30 protein-coding genes and 1 pseudogene are annotated in these 26535 nt (G+C 69.8%); 16 read left to right on the top strand and 15 right to left on the bottom strand.

Annotation, left to right across the window (positions count from 1 at the left end; genetic code table 11):
* Positions 1 to 233 precede the first annotated feature (233 nt).
* From L2Z93_RS00340 to L2Z93_RS00330, 3 genes are read left to right on the top strand one after another with little or no spacing between them, the layout of a single operon-like run.
* The gene (locus L2Z93_RS00340; RefSeq protein ID WP_420873671.1) at positions 234 to 1436 is read left to right on the top strand and encodes an LCP family protein; all 1203 of its coding nucleotides are present in this window, start codon (positions 234 to 236) and stop codon (positions 1434 to 1436) included.
* A gap of 14 nt (positions 1437 to 1450) precedes the next feature.
* Complete coding sequence (locus L2Z93_RS00335; RefSeq protein ID WP_090586647.1) at positions 1451 to 1987, top strand: ferritin; 537 nt, start codon at positions 1451 to 1453, stop codon at positions 1985 to 1987.
* Positions 1987 to 2514, top strand: a complete 528-nt coding sequence (locus L2Z93_RS00330; RefSeq protein WP_090586642.1) for a ferritin — start codon at positions 1987 to 1989, stop codon at positions 2512 to 2514. The genes L2Z93_RS00335 and L2Z93_RS00330 overlap by 1 nt, the downstream gene beginning before the upstream one ends.
* 24 nt (positions 2515 to 2538) lie before the next feature.
* Here L2Z93_RS00330 and L2Z93_RS00325 read toward each other — a convergent pair whose 3' ends face one another.
* Together L2Z93_RS00325 and L2Z93_RS00320 are read right to left on the bottom strand one after the other, a co-directional pair.
* Positions 2539 to 3318, bottom strand: a complete 780-nt coding sequence (locus L2Z93_RS00325; protein ID WP_090586638.1) for a glycerophosphodiester phosphodiesterase — start codon at positions 3316 to 3318, stop codon at positions 2539 to 2541.
* Positions 3319 to 3322: 4 nt separating this feature from the next.
* Positions 3323 to 4339, bottom strand: a complete 1017-nt coding sequence (locus L2Z93_RS00320; RefSeq protein ID WP_090586634.1) for a DUF4328 domain-containing protein — start codon at positions 4337 to 4339, stop codon at positions 3323 to 3325.
* A 304-nt stretch (positions 4340 to 4643) separates the two neighbouring features.
* Between L2Z93_RS00320 and L2Z93_RS00315 the strand changes: the two genes are divergently transcribed.
* The 7 genes from L2Z93_RS00315 to rraA all read left to right on the top strand — a co-directional run bounded on the left by L2Z93_RS00315 (position 4644) and on the right by rraA (position 8695).
* Positions 4644 to 4799 carry a hypothetical protein gene (locus L2Z93_RS00315; RefSeq protein ID WP_162561869.1) on the top strand — a complete coding sequence of 52 codons (156 nt, stop codon included), beginning with the start codon at positions 4644 to 4646 and terminating at the stop codon, positions 4797 to 4799.
* Positions 4800 to 4965: 166 nt separating this feature from the next.
* Positions 4966 to 5589, top strand: coding sequence for a superoxide dismutase (locus tag L2Z93_RS00310; protein WP_090586632.1), 624 nt, complete (start codon positions 4966 to 4968; stop codon positions 5587 to 5589).
* A gap of 190 nt (positions 5590 to 5779) precedes the next feature.
* Positions 5780 to 6313 carry a peptidase gene (locus tag L2Z93_RS00305; protein WP_090586628.1) on the top strand — a complete coding sequence of 178 codons (534 nt, stop codon included), beginning with the start codon at positions 5780 to 5782 and terminating at the stop codon, positions 6311 to 6313.
* Positions 6314 to 6613: 300 nt separating this feature from the next.
* Positions 6614 to 7015, top strand: a complete 402-nt coding sequence (locus L2Z93_RS00300; RefSeq protein WP_090586624.1) for a transcriptional regulator — start codon at positions 6614 to 6616, stop codon at positions 7013 to 7015.
* A gap of 9 nt (positions 7016 to 7024) precedes the next feature.
* Positions 7025 to 7684, top strand: coding sequence for a DUF6474 family protein (locus tag L2Z93_RS00295; RefSeq protein ID WP_090586620.1), 660 nt, complete (start codon positions 7025 to 7027; stop codon positions 7682 to 7684).
* Between the two features lie 74 nt (positions 7685 to 7758).
* On the top strand, positions 7759 to 8205 hold the full coding sequence (locus L2Z93_RS00290; protein WP_128111900.1) for a nucleoid-structuring protein H-NS: 447 nt from the start codon (positions 7759 to 7761) through the stop codon (positions 8203 to 8205).
* A gap of 10 nt (positions 8206 to 8215) precedes the next feature.
* A complete protein-coding gene (gene rraA / locus L2Z93_RS00285) occupies positions 8216 to 8695 on the top strand; it encodes a ribonuclease E activity regulator RraA (protein WP_090586609.1) in 480 nt (159 codons plus the stop codon).
* 1 nt (position 8696) lies between these two features.
* Here the strand turns inward: rraA and L2Z93_RS00280 are convergent.
* From L2Z93_RS00280 to L2Z93_RS00270, 3 genes and pseudogenes are all read right to left on the bottom strand, one after another.
* Positions 8697 to 10271: pseudogene (locus L2Z93_RS00280) on the bottom strand (sensor domain-containing protein).
* A 68-nt stretch (positions 10272 to 10339) separates the two neighbouring features.
* On the bottom strand, positions 10340 to 10915 hold the full coding sequence (locus L2Z93_RS00275; RefSeq protein ID WP_234786021.1) for a serine/threonine-protein kinase: 576 nt from the start codon (positions 10913 to 10915) through the stop codon (positions 10340 to 10342).
* Positions 10916 to 11016: 101 nt separating this feature from the next.
* A complete protein-coding gene (locus L2Z93_RS00270; protein WP_090586602.1) occupies positions 11017 to 12492 on the bottom strand; it encodes a flavin-containing monooxygenase in 1476 nt (491 codons plus the stop codon).
* 78 nt (positions 12493 to 12570) lie between these two features.
* Here L2Z93_RS00270 and L2Z93_RS00265 point away from each other — a divergent pair, with 78 nt between their 5' ends.
* On the top strand, positions 12571 to 13212 hold the full coding sequence (locus L2Z93_RS00265) for a TetR/AcrR family transcriptional regulator (protein ID WP_090586599.1): 642 nt from the start codon (positions 12571 to 12573) through the stop codon (positions 13210 to 13212).
* Positions 13213 to 13218: 6 nt separating this feature from the next.
* On the opposite strand, the gene eccCa is transcribed toward L2Z93_RS00265, so the two are convergent.
* Genes eccCa through L2Z93_RS00250 form a run of 3 tightly spaced genes read right to left on the bottom strand, consistent with a single transcriptional unit; the run spans position 13219 to position 19061 of the window.
* Positions 13219 to 17280 (bottom strand): type VII secretion protein EccCa, encoded by a 4062-nt coding sequence (gene eccCa, locus L2Z93_RS00260; protein ID WP_090586595.1) that lies wholly within the window; start codon positions 17278 to 17280, stop codon positions 13219 to 13221.
* 1 nt (position 17281) lies between these two features.
* Positions 17282 to 18724 carry a type VII secretion protein EccB gene (gene eccB / locus L2Z93_RS00255; protein ID WP_090586591.1) on the bottom strand — a complete coding sequence of 481 codons (1443 nt, stop codon included), beginning with the start codon at positions 18722 to 18724 and terminating at the stop codon, positions 17282 to 17284.
* A gap of 13 nt (positions 18725 to 18737) precedes the next feature.
* Entirely contained in the window at positions 18738 to 19061 is a 324-nt protein-coding gene (locus L2Z93_RS00250) for a DUF2710 family protein (RefSeq protein ID WP_090586587.1), read from the bottom strand.
* A gap of 104 nt (positions 19062 to 19165) precedes the next feature.
* On the opposite strand from L2Z93_RS00250, the gene L2Z93_RS00245 reads away from it, so the two are divergent.
* Positions 19166 to 19309: a hypothetical protein gene (locus tag L2Z93_RS00245; RefSeq protein ID WP_164886137.1), complete on the top strand. Its 144-nt coding sequence runs from the start codon at positions 19166 to 19168 to the stop codon at positions 19307 to 19309.
* 6 nt (positions 19310 to 19315) lie between these two features.
* Here L2Z93_RS00245 and L2Z93_RS00240 read toward each other — a convergent pair whose 3' ends face one another.
* From L2Z93_RS00240 to L2Z93_RS00215, 6 genes are read right to left on the bottom strand one after another with little or no spacing between them, the layout of a single operon-like run.
* Positions 19316 to 19615, bottom strand: a complete 300-nt coding sequence (locus L2Z93_RS00240) for a DUF2694 family protein (protein ID WP_090586584.1) — start codon at positions 19613 to 19615, stop codon at positions 19316 to 19318.
* The gene (locus L2Z93_RS00235) at positions 19615 to 19929 is read right to left on the bottom strand and encodes an ESX-1 secretion-associated protein (RefSeq protein WP_090586580.1); all 315 of its coding nucleotides are present in this window, start codon (positions 19927 to 19929) and stop codon (positions 19615 to 19617) included. The genes L2Z93_RS00240 and L2Z93_RS00235 overlap by 1 nt, the downstream gene beginning before the upstream one ends.
* A 28-nt stretch (positions 19930 to 19957) precedes the next feature.
* Positions 19958 to 21268, bottom strand: coding sequence for a DUF4226 domain-containing protein (locus L2Z93_RS00230; RefSeq protein WP_090586577.1), 1311 nt, complete (start codon positions 21266 to 21268; stop codon positions 19958 to 19960).
* 48 nt (positions 21269 to 21316) lie between these two features.
* Positions 21317 to 21685, bottom strand: coding sequence for a DUF4226 domain-containing protein (locus L2Z93_RS00225; protein WP_090586575.1), 369 nt, complete (start codon positions 21683 to 21685; stop codon positions 21317 to 21319).
* Between the two features lie 54 nt (positions 21686 to 21739).
* Positions 21740 to 22552, bottom strand: coding sequence for a C40 family peptidase (locus tag L2Z93_RS00220; protein WP_090586572.1), 813 nt, complete (start codon positions 22550 to 22552; stop codon positions 21740 to 21742).
* 12 nt (positions 22553 to 22564) lie between these two features.
* A complete protein-coding gene (locus L2Z93_RS00215) occupies positions 22565 to 23302 on the bottom strand; it encodes a helix-turn-helix domain-containing protein (RefSeq protein WP_090586569.1) in 738 nt (245 codons plus the stop codon).
* 142 nt (positions 23303 to 23444) lie between these two features.
* Between L2Z93_RS00215 and L2Z93_RS00210 the strand changes: the two genes are divergently transcribed.
* The 3 genes from L2Z93_RS00210 (at position 23445) to L2Z93_RS00200 (ending at position 25051) form a co-directional block, all read left to right on the top strand.
* Positions 23445 to 23846 (top strand): WhiB family transcriptional regulator, encoded by a 402-nt coding sequence (locus tag L2Z93_RS00210; RefSeq protein ID WP_090586566.1) that lies wholly within the window; start codon positions 23445 to 23447, stop codon positions 23844 to 23846.
* A 64-nt stretch (positions 23847 to 23910) separates the two neighbouring features.
* Positions 23911 to 24210, top strand: a complete 300-nt coding sequence (locus L2Z93_RS00205) for a hypothetical protein (protein ID WP_202971891.1) — start codon at positions 23911 to 23913, stop codon at positions 24208 to 24210.
* A gap of 10 nt (positions 24211 to 24220) precedes the next feature.
* Positions 24221 to 25051, top strand: coding sequence for a sulfurtransferase (locus L2Z93_RS00200; protein WP_162561868.1), 831 nt, complete (start codon positions 24221 to 24223; stop codon positions 25049 to 25051).
* Here the strand turns inward: L2Z93_RS00200 and L2Z93_RS00195 are convergent.
* Complete coding sequence (locus tag L2Z93_RS00195) at positions 25048 to 25596, bottom strand: hypothetical protein (RefSeq protein WP_099541299.1); 549 nt, start codon at positions 25594 to 25596, stop codon at positions 25048 to 25050. The genes L2Z93_RS00200 and L2Z93_RS00195 overlap by 4 nt on opposite strands.
* A gap of 142 nt (positions 25597 to 25738) precedes the next feature.
* On the opposite strand from L2Z93_RS00195, the gene L2Z93_RS00190 reads away from it, so the two are divergent.
* On the top strand, positions 25739 to 26521 hold the full coding sequence (locus tag L2Z93_RS00190; RefSeq protein ID WP_090586553.1) for a DUF3159 domain-containing protein: 783 nt from the start codon (positions 25739 to 25741) through the stop codon (positions 26519 to 26521).
* Positions 26522 to 26535 lie beyond the last annotated feature (14 nt).

Here is a 26535-nt window from a genome sequence, read left to right as displayed (position 1 = left end):
TTGAGCCGATGACCGGCAGGCGTGACCCCGAGCCGCCGCCGTTCCAACCCAGGCGGCCCGGCCCGCCGCGCCAAAATCCGCCGCAGCAGCGTCCCGCACAACCGCCACCCCAGGGCGGCCCGTGGCCACCACCCCAACGTCCCCGCGGTCCGCAACCGCCGCCCGGCCCGCGCCAGAACCCGCCCCGCCCGAACCTCCCGCAATCCGCGCAGCCCACCCGCCGCCTGCCACCGGTGCCGCCCGCTCCGACGCAGCGCCCGCAGCAGGCTCCGACCCAACATCCCCAGCAGGTTCCGGGCCAGCTCCCCCGGCAGGCGCCCCCGCCGCCACAACCTCCACGGGACCCGAGCCTGCGGACCCGTCGTCCACCGCCCGCGCCGCCGAGCACGCCAAGCACCGCGCGCAGGCCCAAACCCGCAGCGCCCCGACCCGCATCCGCACCGCCACCCGCGGGCGAAACACCGAAGAAGCCCAAGCGTCGCTGGATCAAACGCACCCTGGCGCTGCTGCTGGCGCTGCTCCTGGTGGCGGCGGGCGGGCTGGTCGCCGGGACCTTCTGGGTGGACCAGAAGCTCAACCGGATTCCCGCGCTGACGGCCTATCCCGACCGACCGGCCGCGGCCGACGGCGTGACCTGGCTGCTGGTGGGTTCCGACAGCCGCCAGACCCTCAGCGAGGCGCAGCAGAACGACCTGGCCACCGGCGGGGACATGGGCGACGGCCGCACCGACACCATGCTGCTGGTGCACCTGCCGGGCCTCGGCTCGGACACCCCGGCCACCATGGTGTCCATCCCGCGGGACTCCTACCTGGAGATCCCCGGCTACGGCAGCGACAAGATCAACGCCGCGTTCGCCCTCGGCGGGGCGGCGCTGCTGGCCCAGACCGTCGAACAGGCCACCGGGCTGCGGCTGGACCATTACGTGGAGGTGGGGTTCGGCGGTTTCGCCGAGCTGGTCGACGCGCTCGGCGGCGTGACGCTCTGCCCGGCCGAACCGATCGACGACCCGCTGGCCGGGATCAACCTGCCGGCCGGTTGCCAGGACCTGGACGGCCGCAGCGCGCTGGGCTTCGTCCGCAGCCGCGCCACACCGCGCGCCGACCTGGATCGGATGGTCAACCAGCGGGCGTTCCTGTCCGCGATCCTGGCCAAGGCGCAGTCCCCGTCGACCTGGCTCAACCCGGGCCGCTGGTTCAGCGCCCCGCAGGCGGCGGTCAACGCGTTGACCGTCGACGAGAACGCCCGCGCCTGGGACCTGGCGCGGCTGGGCTGGTCGCTGCGCGACGCCGTCACCGTCACCGTCCCGATCGGGCAATTGACCTGGAGCTCCTCCGGCGACGTGGTCATCTGGGACGATGAGGCGGCCGCAGCGCTGTTCGCCGCGCTCGGCGCCGACCAACCCATTCCGCAGTCCGTCCTGGACGCCCAGCCCTGACGTAAGGTCTCGCCATGCCCTCCGATTCGACGTTCCTCGACCTGCTGCGCGACCAGGTGACCAACGAGTTCTTCGCTTCCCAGCAGTACGTCGCGGTCGCGGTGTATTTCGACGGCGAGGACCTCCCGCAGCTGGCCACGCGCTTCTACGCCCAGGCCATCGAAGAGCGCAACCACGCGATGATGATCGTGAAGTACCTGCTGGACAAGGGCGTCAAGGTGGAGATCCCGGCGGTCCCCGCGGTCCGCAACGACTTCGACTCGGTGCGCGCGCCCGTCGAGCTGGCGTTGCAGCAGGAGCGCGAGGTGACCAACCAGATCACCGCGCTGGCCAAGGCCGCCCGCGCCGAAGGCGACTACCTGGGCGAGCAGTTCATCGGCTGGTTCCTCAAGGAGCAGGTCGAGGAGGTGGCCTCGATGACGACGCTGCTGACCGTCGTCGACCGCGCCGACGGCAACCTGTTCCACCTGGAGACGTTCGTCGCACGCGAACTCAACACCGCGGGCGCCGCGGACCCGACGGCGCCCGAAGCCGCCGGCGGATCGCTCTGATGCCCGACACCGCCTTCCACACCCTGCTGGCCGGCCAGGTTCGACACGAGTTCACCGCCGCCCAGCAGTACCTGGCGATCGCCGTCTACTTCGACGGCGCGGACCTGCCGCAGTTGGCCGCCTTCTTCTACCAGCACGCCGACGAGGAACGTCAGCACGCGATGATGATCGTGCGCTACCTGCTGGACCGCGGGATCCCGGTGCAGATCCCCGGCGTGAACGACGTCCGCAATGAGTTCGACGGGATCCGCGACGCAGTGCGGGCCGCCCTGGAATCCGAGCAGACCGTCACCGGGCAGATCACCGACCTCGCCGCCGCGGCCCGCGCGGAGATGGACTTCCTCGGCGAGGAGTTCATGAGCTGGTTCCTCAAGGAGCAGGTCGAGGAGGTGGCGACCATGTCGACGCTGCTGAAGGTCGTCGACCGCGCCAACGGGAACCTGTTCGACATCGAGGATTTCGTGTCCCGCGAGATGGGCGCCGGGACCGCCGACGCGACCGCGCCGGAGACCGCCGGCGGCGCCTGAGTCAAGCTCCGGCTTCGCTTGCGACTAGCCCAGCCACTCCCGGGTGCGGCCCGGGTGGTTGGTGGCAATCCAGGCCACGCCGACGTCGCGGCAGAAGTCGACGTCGGGACGCTCGTCGACCGTCCAGCAGTACAGCGCCCGGCCGGCGGCCGCGGCCTTGTCCACCAGTTCGGGGTGGCCGCGCAGCACGCCGATCGACGGACCGACGGCGGTGGCGCCGACGGTCATCGCCGCGCTGCCGCCCAGGTAGCGCGACGTCTCGCCGAGCAGCACGGTCGGCAACAGCGGCGCGGCCCGGCGGATCCGCCACATGGCCGCCGCCGAGAACGACATGGCCACCACCCGGGAGTGCCCGGCCGAGACCGGCGCGGCGAGGCCGTAGCGCTCGAGCAGGGTCAGCAGTTCGGTTTCCACCAGCGCGCCGGCCCGCACCGGGTGCTTGGTCTCGATGAACAGTTTGACCGGCCGGCCCCAGTCCAGGGTCAGCTCGATCAGCGCGGCCAGCGTCAGCACCCCGGTGTCGCGCGCCGCGTCCCCGCCGCTGTGCCAACTGCCGAAGTCCAGCGCCCGCAGTTCGGCCAGCGTCATCTCGCTGACCAGGCCGGCGCCGTCCGAGGTGCGGTCCACCCGCCGGTCGTGCACGCAGACCAGCTGCCCGTCCCGGGTCAGCCGGATATCGCATTCGAGCCCGTCGGCGCCCTGCTCCAGGGCCAGTTCGTAGGCCGCCCGGGTGTGCTCAGGGCGTTGCGCGGAGGCCCCACGGTGCGCGACGACGAACGGGTGGCCTCCGTCGACGACGTCCATCGGGCTAGGCCGCCGCTTTCTCGGCTTCGGCCTGCGCGCCGACCATCACCCAGCGGCGGGCGACGCGCTGCGTGACGGGCTGCTCGAACCCGTCGAACACCCGTCGCACCGCCAGCAGCGTCGCCGCCGCCAGCAGGTAGGCGAACACCGCGGCCAGGGTGGTGTCGGCCACGCCCTGGGTGTCGGCCGCGAAATGCCAGGGCAGCACAGCCAGCAGCGAGATGACCGTCACCACGGTGGACAGCAGCGCGCTCAGCGCGAACAGCACCCACCACACGGTGATCGGCTTGCGCAGCCGGTTGTGTCGATTGTCGGCGCGCGCCAACTCGACCACATACGTCGGCGCCCAGAACAGGTTCCACAGGGGCATCAGGCAGCCGATCCAGATCTCGGCGGCGGAACGCGGCTCGGTCTGGCCGAGTTCGGCGAACGCGCGGCGGCGCCGGTCGATCAGCCAGGCCGTCAGCGCCATCGTGCAGGTGAACACCGCGGCGACGGCCAGCGCCGCGGTCAGCACGGTCAGCACGTTGATGGCGACGGCCACCACCGGGTACAGCAGCACCGTCCGATTCAGCACCAGCGCCAGGTAACTGAGCAGGTGCGCGCCGGCCGCCACGCCCAGCGCCCACAGTGTCAGGGTGATCATCAGCCGCACCACCGACGGCGATCCGGCGCGCTGCGGCGCGTCGTGGGCGTCGGTTTCGACGGGGACGATGTCGTCGGTCAGGCCCCAGCGCGGAATGTAGGAGTAGCGCGGGGTGGGGCCCAGACCCTGGCTACGCTGCCGGCGCTGGGGTGGACCACCCGGGCGGACGGCGATCCAGCGGAACCCGGCCGGCAGGCCCGGGCTGCGCGGCGGTTCGGGCGCTGCCGGGGACGACACCGGCGGCGGCGTGGTCGGGGTGCGGGCGGGCGTCTGGCCGGTCGGGGGCAGCAGCGAACCGCGGCACCGCGGGCACCAGACCCGCTCGCGGTCGCGGACATTCCACCGCGTCCCGCACGTCGAACACACCTGGATCACGCCGACCAGCCTAACCAGCGTCGCCGAGGGCGGGTGACAACAAACCCGGGCGCCGCGTTCTCTCCACAGTTTCCACCGTTTTATCCACAGGCCGTCGAGCCGCTACCCGGCGGGTTGTGCACAACTGCGCCGGAGGCGTAATGCGCTTTTCACACCCCCGGAAGTTCACCGACATGTCACCGGGATTTTCGCATTCGGCGCCGCGCGCATATGATGGCTGACCAAGTATTTGTGAGCGACCTCACCGCGTCGGTGCTTGCAAATGCTCGCAATTGTTAGCACCTGAGAATTCATGGAGCTTCGGATGGCGACGCAGCCGTTTGGACCTGGTGGGCCCGGCTCTTCCGGGAGTTTCCAGGCGCCTTCGCCGCTGTACAACCGCTCCTACGTCCCGGCCGCCGTCCGGGCCGGGATCATCGCGCTGGTGCTGGCGGCGCTTCTGCTCATCGTGATCCTGTAGCGCCACTCCCGGTCGCACGTTTATCGAGCCGTCCCAACGGGCACCCCGTTGCGGACGGCTTCTTGCTAAGCGAGTAGACATGAAGGAAGGTGGTCTGGAGCCTTGCGATCGACGCTCACTTCGCCGACCACCGCCGCCTCACAACTGAATTGAGAAAGGACACTTCGTGGCCGATTACACCTTGCCCGATCTGGATTGGGACTACGGCGCACTGGAGCCGCACATCTCCGGTCAGATCAACGAACTGCACCACAGCAAGCACCACGCCGCCTATGTGGCCGGCGTCAACTCCGCGGTCGCCAAACTCGAAGAGGCCCGTGCGAACGACGACCACGCGGCGATCTTCCTCAATGAGAAGAACCTGGCCTTCCACCTCGGCGGCCACGTGAATCACTCCATCTGGTGGAAGAACCTGTCCCCCAACGGCGGCGACAAGCCCGAGGGCGATCTCGCGGCCGCCATCGACGACCAGTTCGGCTCGTTCGACAAGTTCCGCGCGCAGTTCACCGCCGCCGCCAACGGCCTGCAGGGCTCCGGCTGGGCGGTGCTCGGCTACGACAGCCTCGGCGACAAGCTGCTGACCTTCCAGCTGTATGACCAGCAGGCCAATGTGCCGCTGGGCATCATCCCGCTGCTCCAGGTCGACATGTGGGAGCACGCCTTCTACCTGCAGTACAAGAACGTCAAGGCGGACTACGTCAAGGCCTTCTGGAACGTCGTCAACTGGGAGGACGTGCAGAACCGCTACACCGCAGCCCGCGAGAAGACCGAGGGTCTGATTTTCGGCTAGACCGCAAGCGAAGCCAAACCGGCGGGGCGTCGCGCTTTCGAGCGCGGCGCCCCGTCGTCGTCTGCGCATCGTTACCCGATGGGTACCGGTTTCCGGTTGCGAACCACCAGGTGGGTGGATCATGCTGAGGCCACCGACCCGTCGGCGTGTCGTTCTAGCGGATGAGAACTGACCACTCCCGGAGGTGCGCATGTACACCGGACCCGGACCAGCCATCGGCCTGGCCCCTTTTCACTCCCATGGCTCGCTGATGGGTTTCGTGGTCTCCGGGCGCTGGCCCAACACCACCCATGAGTGGGCGCAATTGCTGACGGTCACCGTGCGGATCGCCTCGATCCCCGGGCTGCTGGCCACCACGACGATCTTCGGCGTGCGCGAGGAGGTCCCCGAGCAGCCCGAGCCCGACGCCATCGGCCTGGTCCTGGCCGAGGGGCCGGTGGTGGGCGACGCGGCCGTCGAGCCGGGCCGGTTCGCCGGTTGCCCGCCGCCCGCCCTGCTGGTGCTGCACCCTCCGTCGGAGACCAGCCCGACGCTGCCCGAGTGCGTCGGCGCCGCGTCCGGCTGCGTGCTGTTGCCCGGGCTGCCGCACCTGGGCCTGGACCACCGGGCGGCCTGGGTGGAGGCCGAGGCCGATGGCACGGTCACCTCGATGGTGAGCCGGGTGGGCATCGACCCGATCTCCGATCCCGACACCGCGGTGCTGGCGATGCTGCTGGCGGCCTGACAACGCCGTGCAGCAAATACCGGCGCGGCGCATCGCCCGCGAACCCCGGGGTTGCTCACAGCAAGCGTCCAGCACGTCCGGCGCCGCCCCGAAACGATGTCCCACCTACCGGCCGGTAACCGGAATCCATCATTCTTGCTGTGACATAACCTCGAAATGTCTGCCCCCCGGCCGACGGCGCGGTGATTTGTCCGAACTTATGGGGCTGATGGGGGCCGGTTGGATTGTTTGCACTTGGTTGAGCCCAGCCGTGTGGTTACGATAGTCAGCAAACCAAGACGATCCGAGGTTCTCCGCCTGATGAGTGCGACCTTCGCTGCCCGGCTCAACCGGCTGTTCGACACTGTCTATCCCCCGGGGCGCGGCCCCCACACCTCCGCAGAGGTGATCGCGGCGCTCAAATCCGAGGGCATCACCATGTCGGCGCCGTACCTGTCGCAGCTGCGGTCGGGCAACCGGACCAACCCGTCGTCGGCGACCATCACCGCGCTGGCCAATTTCTTCCGGATCAAGCCCGGCTTCTTCACCGATGACGCTTACTTCGAGCAACTCGACCGCGAATTGACCTGGATGTCCACGGTCCGGACCGACGACGGCGTGCGCAGTATCGCGACCCTGGCCATCGGCCTGCCACCGGCGGCGCAGCGCGAGTTGGCGGACTTCGCCGAAGGACTTCGGCGCCGCGAACAGCTCGACGGTTAAGGTTTGCCGATGGGCGTGTTCAAGAAGCAGCGCAAGAGCAGGGCAACCCGTCGCGCCGAGGCCAAGGCGCTCAAGACCAAGGCGAAATACCAGGCGAAATACGAGGCCAAGAACGAAGAACGCCGGATCAAGGCCGACGAGCGCGCACAGGCCCGCGCCGCCGAGGCGCAACTGCGCCGCCAACGCGAAGCCGACCGCAGCGCGCTCAAGGCCGCCCAGGTCCAGGCCAAGGCGGCCCGTGACGGCAAGTTCATGTCCCCGGCGCGGGTGCGGCGGACACTGACCGTCACCCGGCTGCTGGCGCCCGTGCTGGTGCCGCTGTTCTACCGGCTTGCCACCGTCATCCGCGGGCACCTCGACCAGCGCCGCGCCGACCAGCTCGGTGTCCCGCTGGCGCAGCTCGGGCAGTTCTCCGGCCACGGCGGCGCGTTGAGCGCCCGGATCGCCGGTTCGGAGAAGTCGCTGCGCACCGTCGCCGCGGACAACCCGAAGGATCCCGAGACCAAGCAGTTCGTCGCGGCCACCACGGCCCGGCTGAACGACCTCGCCGCCGCGGTGAACACCGCCGAGACGATGCCCCCGGCGCGGCGCAAGACGGCGCTGGCCGCAGTGTCCGATCAGCTCGACGGCATCGAGGCCGACCTGCTGAGTCGGCTTGGGGTCGGCTGAGCCCACCTGAGCGCCCTGGCATGATGGGGATCACAGCGCCCCACCGTCGATGAGCCGAGAAGGAGCCCCGTCGCATGGCCGACCCGCAGGATCAGCCCGCCGAGAACACGGCGCCGTCGCAGGACGCGCCCGCCGCCAAGGCCACCCCCGCGCCGGCCAAGAAGGCTCCCGCGAAGAAGGCCCCCGCGAAGAAGGCTCCGGTGAAGAAGGCCGCCCCGGCCGCCCCCGCCAAGGCCGTCGCACCCGAGCCCGATCCCGAGCCCCCCGTCGAATCCGCGCCGAAGCCCGAGGAGGCGGCGACGTCGGCCGCCGAAGCCCCGACACCGCGCAACGCCTCGACGGTGACCGCCAAGGAAGCCGCCGCCGCGGCGAAGTCCATCGTCGACCGCGCGACCGCCCCCGCCCCGCCCAGCGCGCCCGTCGCGACCGACGAGGGTCGTTCGCTGATCCCGATGGCAGTGGCGCTGGTCGTCGCGCTGGCCGCCCTGCTGCTGGTCCGACGGCTGCGCAGCGCCGAGTAGCATCCTCGGGGTGACTGTGACCCCGATCCCCACCGCTGACCTGGTCGACGAGATCGGCCCCGACGTCCGCAGCTGCGACCTGCAGTTCGGCCAGTACGGCGGCCGCCCGATGTTCGCCGGCGAAATCGTCACGGTGCGCTGCTTCCAGGACAACGCGCTGCTGAAGTCGATCCTCGGCGAGCCCGGCGAAGGCCGCGTGCTGGTCATCGACGGCGATGCCTCGGTGCACACCGCCCTGGTCGGCGACATCATCGCCGAGCTGGGCCGCAGCAACGGCTGGGCCGGGCTGATCGTGCACGGCGCGGTCCGCGACGCGGCCACCCTGCGCACCTTGGACATCGGCATCAAGGCGCTGGGCACCAACCCGCGCAAGTCCACCAAGACCGGCGCCGGCGAGCGGGACGTCCCGGTGTCCTTCGGCGGGGTGACCTTCACTCCCGGTGACATCGCCCACAGCGACGACGACGGCATCGTCGTCATCGCGGGTTGATTCAGTTCGGCAGTCTGTCCAGGATCTGCTGAGCGAAAGCCTGAACGTCGATGTCGTTGAGGGCGAGGGCCTCCACGTCGACGACGTAGGCGTCCTTGACGGCCATCGCGCGCAGCCGCTTGAGCTCGGGGGCCGGCGAGTACTCGGCGACGGCCGTCAGAACGTTCGGCGCCGGGGCGCCGATCTCGGTGATGTCCCAGGCTTCCGGGGTGCCGTCGACCTTCCAGGTCTGTCCCCGGCAGGTTTGCCAATCCTGTCTCGCGCTCTCGAGCAGGTTCGTGGCGACCTGGGGCGTGGCCATCAGGACGGCGGTTTAAGTGGCGCGGCCCGGATTGTGGTTGTCGAGGGTGGTCTGGTCGAAACCCGCCAGTCGGGCGGTGCGCCAGGCGTGTGCGCTGTAGGTGGGCGTAGACCCCGGAAACACCAGGCCGAGGCACCGGTCCGAGGGCACGGTGGCCTGCGACGACGGCCGGTTCAATCCGTTGCTCTGCGCGAAGACCTTCATCGGCTGGCCGATCACGGCGCTCACCTGATCGGCGTCCAGCAGCGCGTCGGCGAGCTCCGGCAGTGGCGGGTCCACCGTGGACGGTTTCGCCGAGGTGATCTTGGCCGCCACCCGATCGGCTGCGACGCGCGCCTGGTCGGTGACGCCCATATCGCACGCCTTCATGTACACCAGGTACGCGTGCACGCGGGTCAGCACGCGTTGGCAGGCGTGCCCCTGGGGCGCGTCCAGCATCACCAGGGACGTCGACGCGGTGTCGCCCTCCCGGGTGATCTCGCCGGGGTGGTACGTCAGCGTCTTCGCGCTGTGGCCGCCGCGCACTTCCTTCACCTCTGAGCCCGCGCAGCCCTGGATCGCCGTCACCTGCCGGTCCAGCATGGCTGCGGCGTCGTCCACACTGTCGAACTCGACGACGTACTGCCCGAGGATCGTCGGATCGCTGGCGTCGGAGGTTTCCTCCACCGAGTAGCGCAGCTGGCGGACCGACGGATCGCTGATCAGGTTGTCCGGCATGACCACCGCGGCTTCGCAATCGGCCGGCTGGTAGGCGTACTCGACCCCGTCGTCGACCCGGTCTCCGGTGTCGCCGCGTTTGATGGTGACCATGTCCTGGCGGCCCATCACGGTGTTGACCTCGGAATCGCCGAGCAGCAATCGGTTGGTGTCCGGTGGCGGGCCGGAATCCGCGACGGGCGCCGGATCCGAAGGAGCCTCATCCGGCCAGAACGCGAACGCCAGCCCGGCGACCAGCAGCACGACGGTCCCCAGCGCGCCGGCGACCAGCGCCGCCTTGCGCCGCACCGGGGATCCACTCGGCGCGGCGTCGAAGGCCGTCGGCCCGGGCGTGTTCCCTGGCAGGGGTCCGGCGAGCGTCGGCGCGGGCGGGTGGAACGGCGCCGTCGCCGCGCCGCCCGGACCCCAGGCCACCCGGGCGGCCTGGGCCAGCGCGTCGGCGCTCGGGTACCGATGGTCCGGGTCCTTCGCCAGCCCGATCGCGATCACCTCGTCGAGCGCCGGCGGGAAGCCGAGTTCGGAGGGTCGTGGCGGTGGTTTGAAGAGGTGGGCCGCCATGGCTTCCGCCGCGCCTCCGGCGCCCGGGAACACCGGCTGCCCGGTCAACGCCTCGTAGAGGACGCAGGTCAGCGCGTAGACATCCGCGCGCGCGTCGCACTGGCCGGTCTGGAATCGTTCGGCGCCATGTAGGCGACCGAGCCCAGCGTCATGCCGGTGCCCGTCAAGCTGGTGTCGGCCATCGACCGCGCGATGCCGAAGTCGATCAGATACACGAAATCCCGCTCGGCCAGCAGGATGTTCGACGGCTTGACGTCGCGGTGCACCAGTCCCTCGCGGTGCGCGCCGGCCAGCGCCGCGGCGGCCTGGTCGATGATGTTGAGCACCCGCTCGGGCGCGAGGCGGCCCTGCGCGATCACCGCGGCCAGGTCCTGCCCCTCGATCAGCCGCATGTCCACGTAAAGCCGGCCGTCGTGTTCGCCGTAGCGGTGGATCGGAACGATATGCGGCTCGTTCAGCGCGGCGGCAGTTCGAGCCTCGCGCAGGAACCGGGCCCGGAACTGTTCGTCGTCGGCCAGGTGCGCCGGCAGAACCTTGAGCGCCACCACCCGCTCGGTGGAACGGTCGTGGGCCCGGTAGACCTCGCCCATCCCGCCTCGGCCGAGCAAACCCAGAAAAACGTACGGTCCGAACTCTTGGTCCACTCGTCACCCCTCGATGCGCGTGCGGTCCAACCCTATCGCCTCCGCAAACGGGAAAAGCGCACGAACTCGGAGGTCCGTGCGCTTCCCGTCATACCTACGCGCTACGCGTTGACCGGCTCCGCGGCGCGGTGGTGGCTGAAGTGCAGCGCGTCGTCCTCGATCTTGTCGAAGCGCAGCACCTTGACGTCGTGCAGATAGTTCTGCTTGACCCGCCACGGCCCGGAGTCACCGGACTTCGGCAGCTTCGGCATCGCGCGCTGCAGGTACCCCGAGCTGAACTCCTGGGTGTACGGCAGCGGCGTGACGTCGGCGGGCGCCTCCGGCACGACCTTGTTGTAGCCGTGGTCGTCCATGTACTTCAGCAGGCGGCAGGCCCACTCCGAGAGCAGGTCGGCCTTCAGCGTCCAGGAGGCGTTGAGGTAGCCGATGGTGACGGTGGCGTTCGGGACGCCGGTCAGCATCGCCGTCTTGTAGAGCATCGACTCCGACAGGTCGATGGGCTGCCCGTTGCGGGTGATCGTCGCGCCACCGCCGATCTGCATGTCCAGACCGGTCGCGGTGATGATGATGTCGGCCTCGAGTTCCTCACCGGAGCTCAGCTTGATGCCGGTCGGGGTGAAGGTCTCGATGGTGTCGGTGACGACGCTGGCCTGGCCCTTGCGGATGGTCTTGAAGATGTCGCCGTCCGGCGCCAGGCAGACGCGCTGCTCCCACGGGTTGTAGCGCGGGCCGAAGTGCTTCTCCACGTCGTAGCCCTTGGGCAGCTTGTGCTTGGCCATGGTCAGCAGCGTTTTGCGCATGTAGCCGGGGAAGCGCCGGGACAGCTGGTACTGCACGGTGCTGAACCCGACCTTGTAGGTGCGGTTGACGATGCTCGCGACCGAGGCCGGCAGGAACTTCAGGGTCTTCTCGGTCAGCGGGTCGATGCCGGGCAGCGCGCCGATGTAGGTCGGCGAGCGCTGCAGCATGGTCACGTGCCCGGCGCCGGAGTTGGCCAGGGCCGGCAGCAGCGTGACGGCGGTGGCGCCGGAGCCGATGACGACGACCTTCTTGCCCTGGTAATCGAGGTTCTCGGGCCAGTGCTGCGGGTGCACCAGGGTGCCGGTGAAGTTCTCCTCACCCGGGAAGGCCGGGCGGTAGCCCTGGTCGTAGTTGTAGTAGCCGGTGCACACCATCGCGAAGCCCGCGGTGATCTGCGACTGCTCGCCGTCGACGTCGATGTTCAGCGTCCACTGGTTGTCGGCGTCGGACCAGTCCGCGTTGAGGACCTTCTGCCCGTACCGGACGTGCTTGTCGATGCCGTTCTCTTCGACGGCTTCGCGCAGGTAGTTCTTGATGGCTCCGCCGTCGGCGATGCCGCGCGCGGAGTTCCACGGCTTGAAGTGGAAGCCGAGGGTGTACATGTCGGAGTCCGACCGGATGCCCGGGTAGCGGAACAGGTCCCAGGTGCCACCCAGATCGTCGCGGCGCTCGAGCAGCACGTAGCTCTTGTTCGGGCATTCCTTCTGCAGGTGGTACGCGGCGCTGATGCCGGAGATGCCGGCGCCCACGATCACCACATCAAAGTGTTCGGTCATGAGCGCCACGTTATCAACGCCCTGTCGATCAAGTCAACAATCTGTCGAAAACAATCAACACCGTGTAAAGTCAGCCGTGTGAGCACCCTCGACCAGCGCCGCGGCCGGCGTTCCACCCGCCCCACCGGCGACGAACGCCAGCAGTCCATCCTGGACACCGCGGAGCGACTGCTCGCTGAACGCGCCTTCGCCGATATCTCGGTCGACGACCTGGCCAAGGGCGCCGGACTGTCCCGGCCCACCTTCTACTTCTACTTCGCCTCCAAGGAAGCGGTCCTGCTGCGACTGTTCGAGCAGATGATCGCCGAATCCGACTCGATCTTCGAGGAACTGGTCGGCACCCTGGACCCCGACAATCCGCTGCGCTCCATCCGCAACGGCATCAGCGCGTTCTTCACCGCGTTCGGCAATCATCGGGCGGTCAGCCTGGCCGGCGCGGCGACCAAGCCCACCAATCCCGAATTCCAACAGACCTGGTCGGCGTTCATGCAGCGCTGGGTCGACTACACCGCGCTGCTGATCAACGTGGAGCGCGACCGCGGGAACGCGCCGGTCACCCTGCCGGCCGAGGACATCGCGGTGTCGCTGAACCTGATGAACGAACGCGCCATGTACGCCGCGCTGGCCGGTGAGCCCCCCGCCGTCGCCGACGACAAGGTCGTCGACACCCTGGCGTTCCTGTGGTTCACCACCATCTACGGGCGGCCGCCGCAGGGGTAGGTGTACTCAATCCGGCAGGCCGACCAACACGCCGTCCATCTCACCCTCCACGCTGACCAGCAGCCCGCGGCCGGGCGGCAGCTGCTGCGCGCTGACCCGGCCGAACACCTTCACCATGCTCGGATCGTTGTCCATGAACAGCGTCGGCGTCCGGGCCGCGGTCAGCCGCTGCAACAGCGGATTGATCATCGACACCCCCGCCCAATTGCCGGGCATCCGCGCCGCGACCACGTGCAGGCCGATCTCCCGACTGCGTTCGATCAGCGGCCACAACGGCGCGCTGGCCGCGGGTTTGCCGAGCACCGCGCCGCCCGGCCGCAGCTCCTGCTCGTCATCGATCAGCACCAGGTAGTGCGGGCCGGCCCAGGGCTCGCGGTCCAGGAGTTCCTGCTGGGTCAACCCCGACGGCGGCAACCGCTGGGCCAGTAGGTCGGCCAGCACCGTGAACGCGGTGTCGATGTCGTCGGCGGTGTAGGCGTAGGCGCTGACGTGCGGCCCCTGCACCCGTCCGATCAGGCTGGTCTTCGGATCGATGATGACGATCCGCAGCTGCTCCGGCGTCAGTCGACCCATCGCCGACTGCGCGACGGCCGCCAGCGCCGTCGTCTTTCCGCAGCCCTGCCGACCGACCACCAATAGGTTCGGCACGCTCGCGGTCGGCAGCGCGACGGGCGCCAGCAGGCTCTCGCCCAGCGCGAACGGGACCTGCCACGGATCCGCGCCGGTGAACGCCCGGGACAGTTCCCCGAGGCCGACGGTCCCGGGCAGCCGGGCCAGGGTGTCCACCCGCTGCGCGCCGGTGGCTTCGGCGATCGCCAGCCCGACCTGGCGGGTGGTCAGCCGCCCGTTCGGGCCGTCGATCTCGGGCACCCCGACCAGCAGCTCGTGCCCCTCGGCGGTGACGCCGAACCCGGGCCGGTCCGGCACCCGGCGGGCGGCGCGGCGGTGGTCGATGCCGGTCCCCATCTGCGTCTCGTCCGGGTTGGACAGCCGCAGCTGGACGCGGGCGTTGGACACGTTGATCAGCGCCTGACGCTGCCCGACCAGCCACCCGCTGGCGCTGCTCATCACATGCACGCCGTAGGACAGGCCCTGGCGCGCCAGCGCAATCACCCGGTCCCCGGTGGCCATGTCCTTCTCGTAGAGGTCGCCGAAATTGTCGACGACCAGGAACACGTCGCCGAACCTGTCCTGCGCGTCGGTGCCGCGGCCGTCGGCGCCCGGGCCGAAGCGCCGCGCCCGGAACTCGGCGATGTCGATCTGGTGCTGCTTGAACGACGCCTCCCGGGCGCGCACCAGCGCCTCCAGCGTCGCCACCGTGCGCGACACCCCTTCGGCGTCGGCCAGCGAAACGACCGCGGCGACCTGCGGCAGCCCCTCGACCGGGTACAGCGCGGCGCCCAGGCAGTAGAAGGTGATCCGCTCCGGCCGGTAGAGCAACGCCGCCGTGATCATCAGCGTCATCAGGGTGGTGGACTTCCCGCGCTGGGTGGTGGCCACCACCATGACGTTGTCCATTGCGGCGTCGATCACGTGCACCCTCTGGGCGTGCTCATCCGGCAGGTCCTCCATGGCGATGGGGAACACCAAGCCGGGATTGTCCCCGTAGTCCTCGCGCCATGGCCGGCCCCGCCACAGTTCGACGAGCCGGTCGGCGGGTTCGGAGTCCTCCAGTGGCGGCAGCCAGATCCGGTGCGGTGGCCGGGTGGGCAGCGCGGCGACCGCATCGCGGATCACCTCGAGCAGCTTCTGCTTCCGGAATCCGTCGGCGTGATAGAGGAACTCATCGGGCGGTTCCGGCGCGTGCAGCAGTTCCAGCGCCGCGCTGTCGGCCGCCGACAGCGGCTGATGTTCCCAGCTCAGCGCGCGCGGCCGGCCGAAGCTCAGATCGACGGTCCGCGGCCCGGCGTCGCGTTTGGGCACCACGAACGGCGCCGACACATAGAAGCACCGGAACGCCTCCAGGTCCCGCGGGCCGACCTTGAGCAGCGCGTACCCGTTGTCACGGGACGGCAGATGCAGCGCGGCCTCGCTGCCGATCACATCGCGGGAGTCCTCGCCGGTCTCGGCCCGCAGCGCGACGCGGAAGGCGATGTTGCTCTTGGCCTTGCTGAGCGACGACAGGTCCAGCCGCTGACCGCCCAGGGTGAAGAACACGTTGCAGCCGCGGCCCTCCTGCCCGATGTGGATGACCAGGTCGATCCAGTCCGGGTGGTGCTGGAACAGCTCCAGGTACTCGTCGATGATCACCAGCAGGATCGGGACCGGCTCCAATTGCCGTCCGGCCAACCGCATTTCCTCGTATTCGTTGGCGTCGCGGGCGCCGGCCTGTTTGAACAGCCGGTACCGGCGAGCGATTTCTCCGTTGATCGCCTTGCGCATCCGCTCGGCCAGGTGTCGGTCGTCCTTGCCGAGGTTGGACAGCGACCCCGCGACGTGCGGCAGCCCCTCCAGGTCCTGGGCCGCGGACTCGAACTTCATATCGACGAAGATCACGGTGAACGTCTCCGGGGAGTGCGTCAACGCGATCCCGTTGCACAGCGACAGGAAGTATTCGGACTTCCCGGACCCGGAGGTGCCGATCACCACCGAATGGAACCCGAAGCCGTCGAAGTCCTTGGCCCGCAACACGATGTGTTGCAGCTCGCCGCCCGGTTTGACGCCGACGGGAACCATCGCCCACTTCGGGTCACCACGGCCCCGCCGCTCCGCCCACAATCTCTCGAAGTCGAAGTGTCGCGGGTCGCCGATCCCCAACGCGCGCAGCAGCTCGCCACCGGCGGAACGTTCGCCGCGCTCCGCCGCGGTCAGCGGGGTCCACCGCGACAGCGCACGGGCGTGCCGAGCGGCCGTGGTCTCGGGCAGCAGGTCGGGTTTGGCGTAGAAGGCCCCGCGGTGACGGAGGACCCCGTCGCGCAGTTCGAAACGTTCGTCCGCGGCGCCGAACCCGACCCCGACGCCCGGGCGGGCGGCCAGCCGGAGCACGGTGATGCCCGCCATGCCCTTCTGGCCGGTGACGCCTTCCCACCCTTCCGGCGTGCCGGCGCCGTCGTCGACGATGAGCCAGTGCGGCCCCAGCGACGGGCCCGGGGACTCCATCGGCGACCCGATGGTCACCGGGCTGGCGCCGCTCGGCGGGGCCCACGGGCCTCGGCCCTTGCGGTGCAGCTCGGCGTCGAGGGTCTCCTCCAGATCCGTCGGCGCGGCGAACACCAGGCGGCGCATACCGCACGCGTCGAACAGCTCGTCGTGCTGGTTGTGCGGCAGCCACAGCAGCCAGTCCCAGCGCTGCGGAGCCCGGGTGACCACCATGATCTTCAGGTCGGCCGGGCTGTGCTGCACGGCGAGGCTGGTCAGCATCGCGCGGGTGAGGTCCCGCAGCGCCGCGGCGTCCTCCCCGACGAAGCTGAACCCTGGCCGCGAGCGCAGACTCAGCACCTTCGCCACCCCGCGGATCCGGCTCTGCTCCAGCATGAAATCGCGCAGCGCGCCGCCGGTGACGGGTTCGAGCTCCTCGGCGATCGGCACCTCGGGCCATTGCAGCGACACCGCGGCGTCGCTGCTCTGCTGCTCGCCGACGCCGAGGCGCACGTCGAGGAAGTCGGGGTCGGCCGACCGTCGCTCCCACATCCGGGGGCCGCCGATGACGGAGGCCAGCTGTTCCGGGGCCGGATGGGTGCGCAGTTGGTGATTGCGCAGTTCGGTTGCGGCGCGCTGGATTTCGTCACGGTCTTCATCGAGCTGGCGCAGGTAGATCCGACGCTGCTTCTCCTGTTCGCCCCAGCTGATCTTGCGGGTGCGGCCGAACCGTCCGCTGAACATCATCGCTCCGAACGCGACCAGGCCGACCATCGGGAAGAACCCGGACTGCAGTGAGCGCACCCCCGAGGCGTACATCACCACCAGGGTGCCGATGATCCCGACCAGCAGCGCCGGGATGGCGATCATCAGCAGGATGTTGCGCGGTTCGCGTTCCGGCAGCGCCAGCGGCGCGGCGACCGCGACCCGGGCCGGGGGCGGGGCCGGCGACAGGACCCGGGCCGCGCGCACGTATCCGCGTTTGGACATCTCAGCTCCCGCCGACGCTGTCACGGGCGACCAGCGCCGCGGTCCTGCTGATGGCCGGCCCGGGGGCGAAGACCCGCACCAGCGGCCAGGGCGCCTGCACCGCGGCAGCCGCGTCGACGCCGAGCGCGGTCAGGGTCCGCTCATCCCATTCGATGCCGTATCGCACGCCCTGCGGCGAGATCCAATACAGGCTCTCCCGGGTGCCGGACACCGGGAGGGCGCTGGTGCTGGCCACCAGGTTCGCCGCGCCCGGCAGCACCAGCACCTGATCGGCCTCCACCGCGTCGGGGCTGCGGTCGTCGCGGACCAGCCGCACCAGCCGCGCGTCGGCGCTGACCGGGGTGGGCAGACCCCGTCCGGACAGCACGGTGCTGATCGCCTGCCGGTCCGTGCCGAGTTTCTCCCAGCTCAGGCAGGTCACCGGGCGGGCGCCGGTGTCCACGAATTCCAACCGGCGATTCGGGTAGTGGTCGACGGCCAGCAGGTCGACGTCGGGGACCCCGACCAGCCGGTCCGGGGCGATCAGCGGCGGCGCCGCGGTCTGCTGCCCGACGGCGGTGCGCAGTAGGTCCGCGACGAACTCGCTGATCTGCTGGATCCCGTCGGGCAGCAACACGTAGAACCCATTGGACGTGCCGGTCGCGGCGCGGGTGGCGAGCACCGTCCCGACCGGGGTGCCGGGCAGCCACCGGGAGTCCTGCCCGGCGCCCGGGATCCGCGGAACCACGATGGGCTCGCTGGCCGGCAGCGCGTCGAACAGCGCGGTGGAGATCGGGACCGGCCGGGTGTGTCCGGGGTCCAGGCCGAGATTGAAGGTCAACGCGCGGTCGCGGTAGTCGATGCGGGCGCGGTGGCCGTTCCAGACCAGCAGGGTGTCGCCGTCGTGGGACGCCAGCACCGCCTGCTGTTCGGGCAGTTCCGCGGCGCGCCCGCGGTCGAGCGGCCCGGCGATGGCGGTGACCAGCGGCTCGGTCCGGCCCCCGACGGTGGGCGCGGTGTCGCACAGCGTCCACACCGATGCCGCACCGGTCACCGCGAAATCGTCTGGGGCGCCGGGGATCCCGATCATCGGACCGGTCGGGCTCTTGGCGATCTCGGCGCTGCTGACCCAGGTCGGGGCGGCCGCGTTTCCGGTCACCAGTCGGGCCGAGGTGAGGTTCAACGCGGGGTGCAGCCGGCCGTCGATGCGAGCGTACACGGCGCCGGTGCGCCGATCCCCGACGATGTCGGAGTCGCCCACCAGTCCGGCCGGTTTCATGATGTGCAGCAACGCCATCCAGCCGACACCGATCAGCACGAACACCATGCCGAGGGCCAACGCGGCCTGCTGCTTGCGGTCGTCGTGGCGCATCCGAACCGAGAACCGGGTGAGCGCCGCCCGCAGCCGCCTGTTGTAGAACAGGTGCCCGGAGTTCTGGTCCCGGTTGGACAGGTTCAGCGGCATGTCGGCGGACCGGTCACGTCGGTTCGGTTCCGTAGCGGGCCCGATTGTCGGCGCGGGCTTCTTCGCGGAGGATCCGGAATGCGGAGTTGATCCGCGCGCTGAGTTCGTCGTGGCGGTAGGCGGTGACGACGTGGGGTCCGAGCGTCAGGTCGAGTAGTCGTCCGTCGGCGTTGACAACGGCGCGGACATCCCCGAAGTCGACGCAGTAGGTGATGTTCTCGGCCTCGGCGACCAGCGCCTCCCAGCGGTCCGCCGCTTCGCGGAGGTCGCGGAGCACAGCTTCCACCAGTGCGCCGTCGTCGCGGTCGCCCTCGCTAGAACCCCCGGTGAGCGTCACATCGCTGCCACCCCCGCATTACAGGGTACGACGCGCAAGGCGTTTGTCCCAGGGGTGATTCGGACTGAATTGTGCCGGCCGGGCCGGCGGATTAGCGTGCTGATATGTCGGACGCGACCCTGCAGCAGCAGCTCGATGAGGTGCGGGCGCTACTGGCCCGGGCCCAAGCGTTGTTCGGCGCTCAGCAGGTGGCGCCGCCGACCGATATCGTCCCGGATCCGGACGCCGTGCAGACCTGGGCCCGCTGATCCTCCTCAGGCCGGATGCAGTCGGTGTTCGGCCAGCCGCGCGACGGCTGCCCGGAGGTCCGCCGGGCCGGCCAGTTCCGCCGACGGACTGTGGCCCGCGGCGATGATCTCCTCCCGCACCGCGAGCGCCGCGCGCAGATACGACACATCGGCGGTGCGGACGATCGCTTCCGCCAGGGTGGCGGCGTCGGCGCCCAGTGCCGGCTCGGTCAGCACCACCGAGTCCAGGTAGCCGCCGCGGCAGCTGCGGAACATCAGCTGTCCGCTGGGGTGGGTGGCGTCGAAGGCGGGGTCGGCCTCGGACATCACGGCTCGTCGACGACGGCTCGGAGGGTTTCGGCGCCGGCGGCGTCCTGCTGCTGCCACAGCGTCGCCGAGGCGCCGAGGTTCTGGGACAGCCGCTGGTGCGCGTCGGCCTGCGCCTGGTAGCACCGTCGGCGTTCCTCCAGCAGGGTCCGCGCGGCGGACCGGAATTCGCTGAAGATGGGGCCCAGCGAGTCGACGCTGCGCTGGATCGCGGGGTGGGTGGCCGGCACCGCGCTCAGGTAGCCGGCGGCCTCGTTGTGCAGGTCGGCGATGCGGCGCAGTTCATCCGTGTCGATGTCGATGTGATCGGCCATCGCAGTTGTCCTTTCGGCAGTTCCGAGATTAGGCCGCGGGCCGGGTCGGCGCGGGGGTTTGTGGCGCTTCGGCGGCGGGCTGGTCCGCGCGCACGTGTTGCCAGCCCAGGAAGCTCGGCCCAGAGACGGTGGCGATGGGCTGGATCTGCCCGTCGTGCCAGGCGCGCTCGTCGTCCAGCGCGACGGCGAGTCGGTCGGTGAACACCCCGATGTCCCCGGTGCTCAGCTTGCCGGGGTCCAGCGGATGCTGCGGCGCGACGCCGGGTTGTGCCGCGGTCAGACCCTGCTGGCGGAACGCGTCCTCGACAGGCGTGCCGGACAGCGCCGCGGTCAGCGCGGCGGCGATCTGCGGGGTGGGCGCGGTGACGGTGTCGCCGTCGGGCAGCGTGACGGTGCGAGTCGGCTCGTCCGCATCGCCCGCCGGTTCCTCGTCGGCACTGTCGGCGGGGTTCTCTTCACCCTCATCGAGATCGTCGAGTCCGTCGAGGTCGTCGAAGTCGTCCGGGGCCTCAAGCTCGGCGAGCAGGTCCGCGTAGGGGTCCTGCCCGAAATCGGTCAGCCTCGGCGACGCCGCGCTCGGATCGGCCGACGCGGGTGAGGACGTCAAGGTCGGCAGGGAGAACGGGACGCTGGACGCCGGGCTGCCGGCGGGGACGCTGCTCGCGGGGGTCGTGGTGGCCGGGGTGGCTTGGCTGGTTCCGTCCGGTTCCCACGTTTCATAGCCGCCGGCTTCCAGCGGCCAGTCGGAACTTGCGGACTGGTCGGCAGGGGCGACGGGCGACGAGGAAACACCGGTGGGTTGGTCGGTCTGCGACGCGGCCGAAGGTTGCGACTGTTCGGCGGGCACGGGTTGCGCTCCTCCGGGGCGCTCGGTTCCCGACGTCTGCTCGGGTTTCTGCTCCCCCGGCTGCTCGGCGCCTACTGGCTCGGTGTCCGCCGGCGCCGGGTCTTCCGAGTTCCGGGTGGCCGATTCGTACAACGCTGTCCATGCGCTGGCCATCGCCGCCTTTGAGGTGGCGTCCAATCCCGCGGCCTCGACCACCGAGCCGATCTGGCGGAGTCTCCCGATCAGGTAGCGCTGGAAATCACGCGCGCCGGCCGGGGTGTCCAGATCGGTGCGCTCGGCGACCGAGGTTTCGATCTGACGTTGCAGTTCGGCCAACGCGCGCCGACCTTCGGCGGTGGTGGAGTGCGCAGACATCACCGCGGACACCACGTGCAGGTCCGTCATCGCGACAGCCGAATGCTGCTTCACCAGTGCGTCTTCCGCGCGCCGTATCGCCTCCGCGCCGTCGCCCTGCGTCGACGGCCGGTCCTCCGGCGGGTGCGGACTGGTCATGGACCGGACGCTACGCCCGAGCGTCGGAGGCGCCAATTCAGTTCCGGATCACCCTGTGGATCGTTCCGCCAGCACCCGGTATCTATCGGAAAGGGATTGCAGCTCAGTCGCTTTCGCGCGGCTTTGTGCCGCGGTGTCCGCGACGACGGCTTCCATCTCACGCAGCGTGGCGGCCAGCTGTCTGCGTAGATCGGCCGCTCCGGCGGGCGTTTCTGCCGTGCGGGCGGTTTGCGGCGTGGCAAGGGATCGAATTTGCGCGCCGAGTTCGTTGAGCCGGCGTCGCGCGTCGGCGGCGATCCGGCTCGCATCCGACAGCGTGGAGCTCAGGTCGTGATCGGCCGCCAGTGCGGACTCGTAGTCGCGGCGCAGCGCTTCCTCAGCCCGGTTCAGGGCTGTCCGCCCCCGCTGGCCCGCCATGGCGTCACGCTACTCCGGGCCGGCGACGGGTGACAATGCTGTTGTGCGTCCGCGCTACCCGACTCGACGGATTGCGATCGCCGGGCCGAGCGGCGACAGCTTCACCGACTGGCCCGGTGTCGGCGACTCGATCACCATCCCGTTGCCGACGGCCATCTGCACGTGCCCGGTGTGCGGGAAGACCAGATCTCCGGGACGGATATCGGCCCGCGACACCGGGATCCCGGCGTTGATCTGGTCGTAGGTGGTGCGCGGCAATTCCACCCCGGCCTGGCGATAAGCCCATTGCATCAGGCCGGAGCAGTCGAAGGAGTCCGGCCCGGTGGCTCCCCACACGTAGGGGCGGCCGAGCCGGCTCATCGCCGCCCGGACTGCTGCGGTGGCCCCCACGCCTCCTGGAGCGCTACCGGGTTCGACGATTCGCCGACCGCGCCGACGGGACCGATACCGCAGTGCGCGCAGCAGCCGCGCCCGGCGGCGGGCGCGAGCCCGCGCGAGCAGCACGTAGCGGCGTTGGGCGCGCAACCGGGCGATTCTCCGGCGCAGCGCCTCACGTTGGGCGATGGGTGAGTCATATTGCGTGACTTGGTCATTGCGGGCTGCGGCGACGATTCTTCCGGTCGCCTCCCGCGCCTCGGAGTGATCCTGGTGCGCCGCGGCGAGGATGACCCGCACCTGAGCGTCGGTGTGAGCGGCCTGTCGCAGCTCCGCGCCCTGTAGCTGCGTTTGACGCAGGTAGCCGGCCGGTGGCTGTCCGCTGCGCGGTTCGTCGAGCCGGGTGGACAGCGGGTCCGCGCCGAGCTGCGGAGGCGTCACGACGTCGCCGAACAATCGGTGCGCCCGTTCCAGGATCTCCAGCTCGTTCACGCCGCCCTCCGCTCAGTCGTCGTCCGGGCGGGCGTGCAGGTCGATGAACTGATGGACCCGATCGGCTGCGCCGGCGGGCGTCACGCCTGACGTCCGGATGTCCCACACCTGGTCGGTCTCGACACCGAGCATCGTGGCGATCACCCGTTCCGGAAGCCCGGATCGCCGGCAGGCGCGCTCGAACCGGGCGGCCAGGCTCGCCGGCAATCGGGCCAGGAGGTCGGTGCGGATCTGCTCCAGCTCCCGCAGGGAGTCCAGCAGCGGTCCGCGCGGGTCGGCCCCGGCATTGCGCGCCACCCGCCAGGAGTCGGCCGCCAGCAGCTCGGCGGTCGCGCATTGAGTCAGCACAGAACGAATATACGTCTCGTATTCGTTTGATGTGTTCACCGGAAGCCGCGTGATGACGGTCCGAAGCGCGTCCAACTGGGCTCTGGCATAGCCCTCCAGCACGTGCACGTCGATGTTGCGGTCCACCCGCGCGACCGTCGGCGCGCGTGCGGCGGCGGGCTTCAGCTCAGCCAGCACCGTTTCGGGATCTTCGGCCTGTGTCATCCGCCCGTAGGTCCCCGGCGGTAGACCGAGACCTATCTCAACCTTGTGAACTGTGCTTTTGTGCGGTTTCCTGGCGCCGCGCTCCAGGTAGCTCAGCCCCATCACACTGACCCCGGTCGCTGCGGAGAACTCCGCGAGCGACCACTGCCGCGCTTCCCGTAGCGCCCGGATCGCCGCTCCCGCAGCTTCGCGGCTCACGCGGGTTCTCCGACCATGGCGGGAATGCTACACAGCCGGTCCGGGGGTCACTTCGTATACAGTTCTGTGTACAGATACGTTGCTTTCCCGATGTCGGAGTTATACGATTCCATCATCGTTTTACTACCGACGGGAGCGAGAGATGGACCACCAACCGTGCGCAGCCGACCCGGATCTGTGGTTCGGCTACCCCGATGACGACGACACCGACGGCCAGGCCAAGGCCCGCGCCTACGAGTTGGCCTCCCTGGAAGCCCGGACTGCGTGCGTGCGTCGCTGCCCGTTGGCTCAGCAGCGCCGCTGCGCCGGGTACGCCGTCGAGCAGGGCGAAGCGTTCGGCGTCTGGGCGGGGGTGAAACTCCCCGGCAATCAGTACCGGAAGCGTCACGAACTGGCCCGCGCACACCAATTGCTGGCGCAGATCGCGGCCGGCGAGATCACGCCACGGGAGCTGCCGGAAAACGCGCCGCTGTTGCGCCGCCGGCTGACCGCCGTCGACTCCGTCGCAGTTCTGCACGTCCCGACCCACCGCGCTGCGGCCTGAGCTGCATTCGGGCCTTAGTTCGCCAGTGCGCCCGCTCTCGGGCTGAACCTGGAATGGTGGCCGGATGCGCTTTGTGTTCCCCCACAGTCACGCTTTCCGGAGCGGTCGCCTCCTCATCGATGACGACGAGAAGCCGGGGCCGGCCTGCACCGTGGAGTTCGGCGACGGCGTCAACGTCATCGCCGAATGGCACTCCGACGCAGACGCCATCCGGCTGGACGTCCCCGACTACCGCACCGCCAGCGGGACGCTCGTGACGGCACGTTCCTGGCGACTCGCCAAGACGCGGACGGCGTTTGGCGCTCGACACTGCTGCCCTGAGCCGCCCGCCGACGTCCTGACGGCCGATGGATCGCCGGGCTAAAATCGCGGCCGTGAGTTGGCTGATCACCCCCACAGAGCTGAATGAACTGCCCGATCCGTCGCCCCGCGTGCTCGATGTGCGCTGGAAGCTCACCGAACCCGACGGCCGCGAGGCTTACCGGGCGGGCCACATTCCCGGCGCGGTGTACGTGGACCTGGACGCGGAGCTGTCCGATCACTCCCGCTCCGGGGAGGGACGCCACCCGCTGCCGAGCGTCGAAACGCTCCAGGACGCGGCCCGGCGCTGGGGCCTGAACGACGGTGACTCCGTCGTCGTCTACGACGACTGGCACTCGCAGGCCGCAGCTCGGTGCTGGTGGCTGCTGCGCGCCGCCGGCGTCGCCGACATCCGCGTCCTCGACGGCGGATACGCGGCCTGGACGCGCGCCAAGCTGCCGGTGGCGACCGGCGACGAATCACCGGCGCCCGGCGACATCACCCTGTCCGAACTCGATCCGGACATGTTCGTCGACGCCGACGGCGCCGCCGCCCTGGCCCAGGACCCCGACGCGACTCTGCTGGACGCCCGCGCCACCCCGCGGTACCGCGGGGACGACGAGCCGATGGACCCGCGGGCGGGTCACATCCCTGGCGCGGTCAGCGCCCCGACCAGCTACAACCTCAGCCTCGACGGGAGCTTCCGCTCAGCAACGGACCTCGGCCACCGCTTCGAGCTGCTGGCCCACGGGCCGACGGCGGTCTACTGCGGGTCGGGGGTGACGGCCTGCCATCAGATTCTGGCGATGGCCGTCGGCGGTTTCGACGCGAAACTGTTCCCGGGATCCTGGTCGCAGTGGTCAGCAGACCCGGACCGTCCGATCGCGACCGGCGACGCTCCCTAACTTGCTTCGTCGTGGTCGATGAGTGTCTGCAACAGGTTGACGATCTGCTGCTGACCTGCCGCCATTGCGTCGAACTTCCCGCGCATCTCAATGAATCCGCGGTCCACGTGGTCACGGAGATCAACGAAATCTTGCCGCTGCGCGTTGAAACTGGCAGCCGTCGCCTTCCTATGCGCGGCCAGGTCCGTCTGCAGGCCGCCCACCTCACCGCGCAAGTCGCCCACCTCACCACGCAGGCCACCCACCTCGCCACGCAAGTCGCCCACCTCACCACGCAGGCCACCCACCTCGCCACGCAAGTCGCCCACCTCACCACGCAGGCCATTCACCTCACCACGCAAGTCGCCCACCTCACCACGCAACCCGCCCACCTCGCCGCGGATCGCTCGAAGGTCTCCACTCATCGCCGCCACATCCCGGTCCGCTCCGCCCGCCAGGATCCGTGCCGCCGCCGCGTCCTGATTCGCCTCGCCGAGGTTCCTGTGCAGGCCGCTCACCTGCTCCTCCAAACCGGAAACGCGTGATTCAAGATCGTCGGGCTCCATCAGCTCAGGCTACCGACCCACTCCCCAAGCGACCCAGCAGTTTCGACCCCCTGTGGATAACCGACCACCGGGCCGGCGACCCAATCTCCATGACGCACGGGCATCCGCTGAATCTGCGCCGCGCACCGCTTACAGTCTGCGCATGACGTCCTTCATCGACGGGTACCTGCGCTCACCGCTGTCGGGCATCGCGCCCTGGGTGTTGATGTCGCTGCTCGCCACACCCGGGCATTTCGAGATCGCGGTCTGCACGGCGCTCGGCCTGGCGTTGGCGACGATGTGGCTGGGCAGCCGCCGCGGCATGGCCGTCCACGCGCTCGACGTGTTCGGCGCGGTGTTCTTCGCGGCGCTGGCGGTGGTGGGCGTCTTCGCCCCGCCGGAGACCATCACCTGGTTGACGAACTGGGCGGGCCAGCTGACCAACGCCTCGCTGGCGCTGTTCGTGCTGGTCACCATCCTCATCCGCCGGCCGTTCACCCTGCCGTACGCCAAAGAGCAAGCGCCGCCGGAGTATTGGGACTCGCCGCTGTTCAGCAAGGTCAACTACGTCATTTCCGGCGTGTGGGCCGCCGCGTTCACCTTCTCCGCCGCCGTCGGCGCCTACGGCGCCGGTGTGCTGGGAGATCCGGACAACTTCTGGACCGGCTGGGTGCTGCAACTCGGCGCCATCTTCTTCGCCGTCGCCTTCACCGAGTTCTATCCGGACTATGCCGGCGCGAAGGACGCGGCTTCCCGCGGCGAGAATGAGCCCGCTCCCCCACTGGCCAAGCTGTTCGATTGGTTGCCGACGTTCGTGTTGATCGCCGGGATCTTCGGTTGGGTCACCGACGCGCTGCCGGACGCCGCGGGTATCGGCATGATCGTGGTCGGCGTGCTCGGCAACGTCGCGGTGAACAAGCTGGTGCCCGCCAAGCCGAAGAACTGACCTCCCGGTCAACT

This window comes from Mycolicibacterium brumae, assembly GCF_025215495.1.
GTDB classification, from domain to species: domain Bacteria; phylum Actinomycetota; class Actinomycetes; order Mycobacteriales; family Mycobacteriaceae; genus Mycobacterium; species Mycobacterium brumae.
This window is presented reverse-complemented; position numbering and strand designations above follow the sequence as displayed.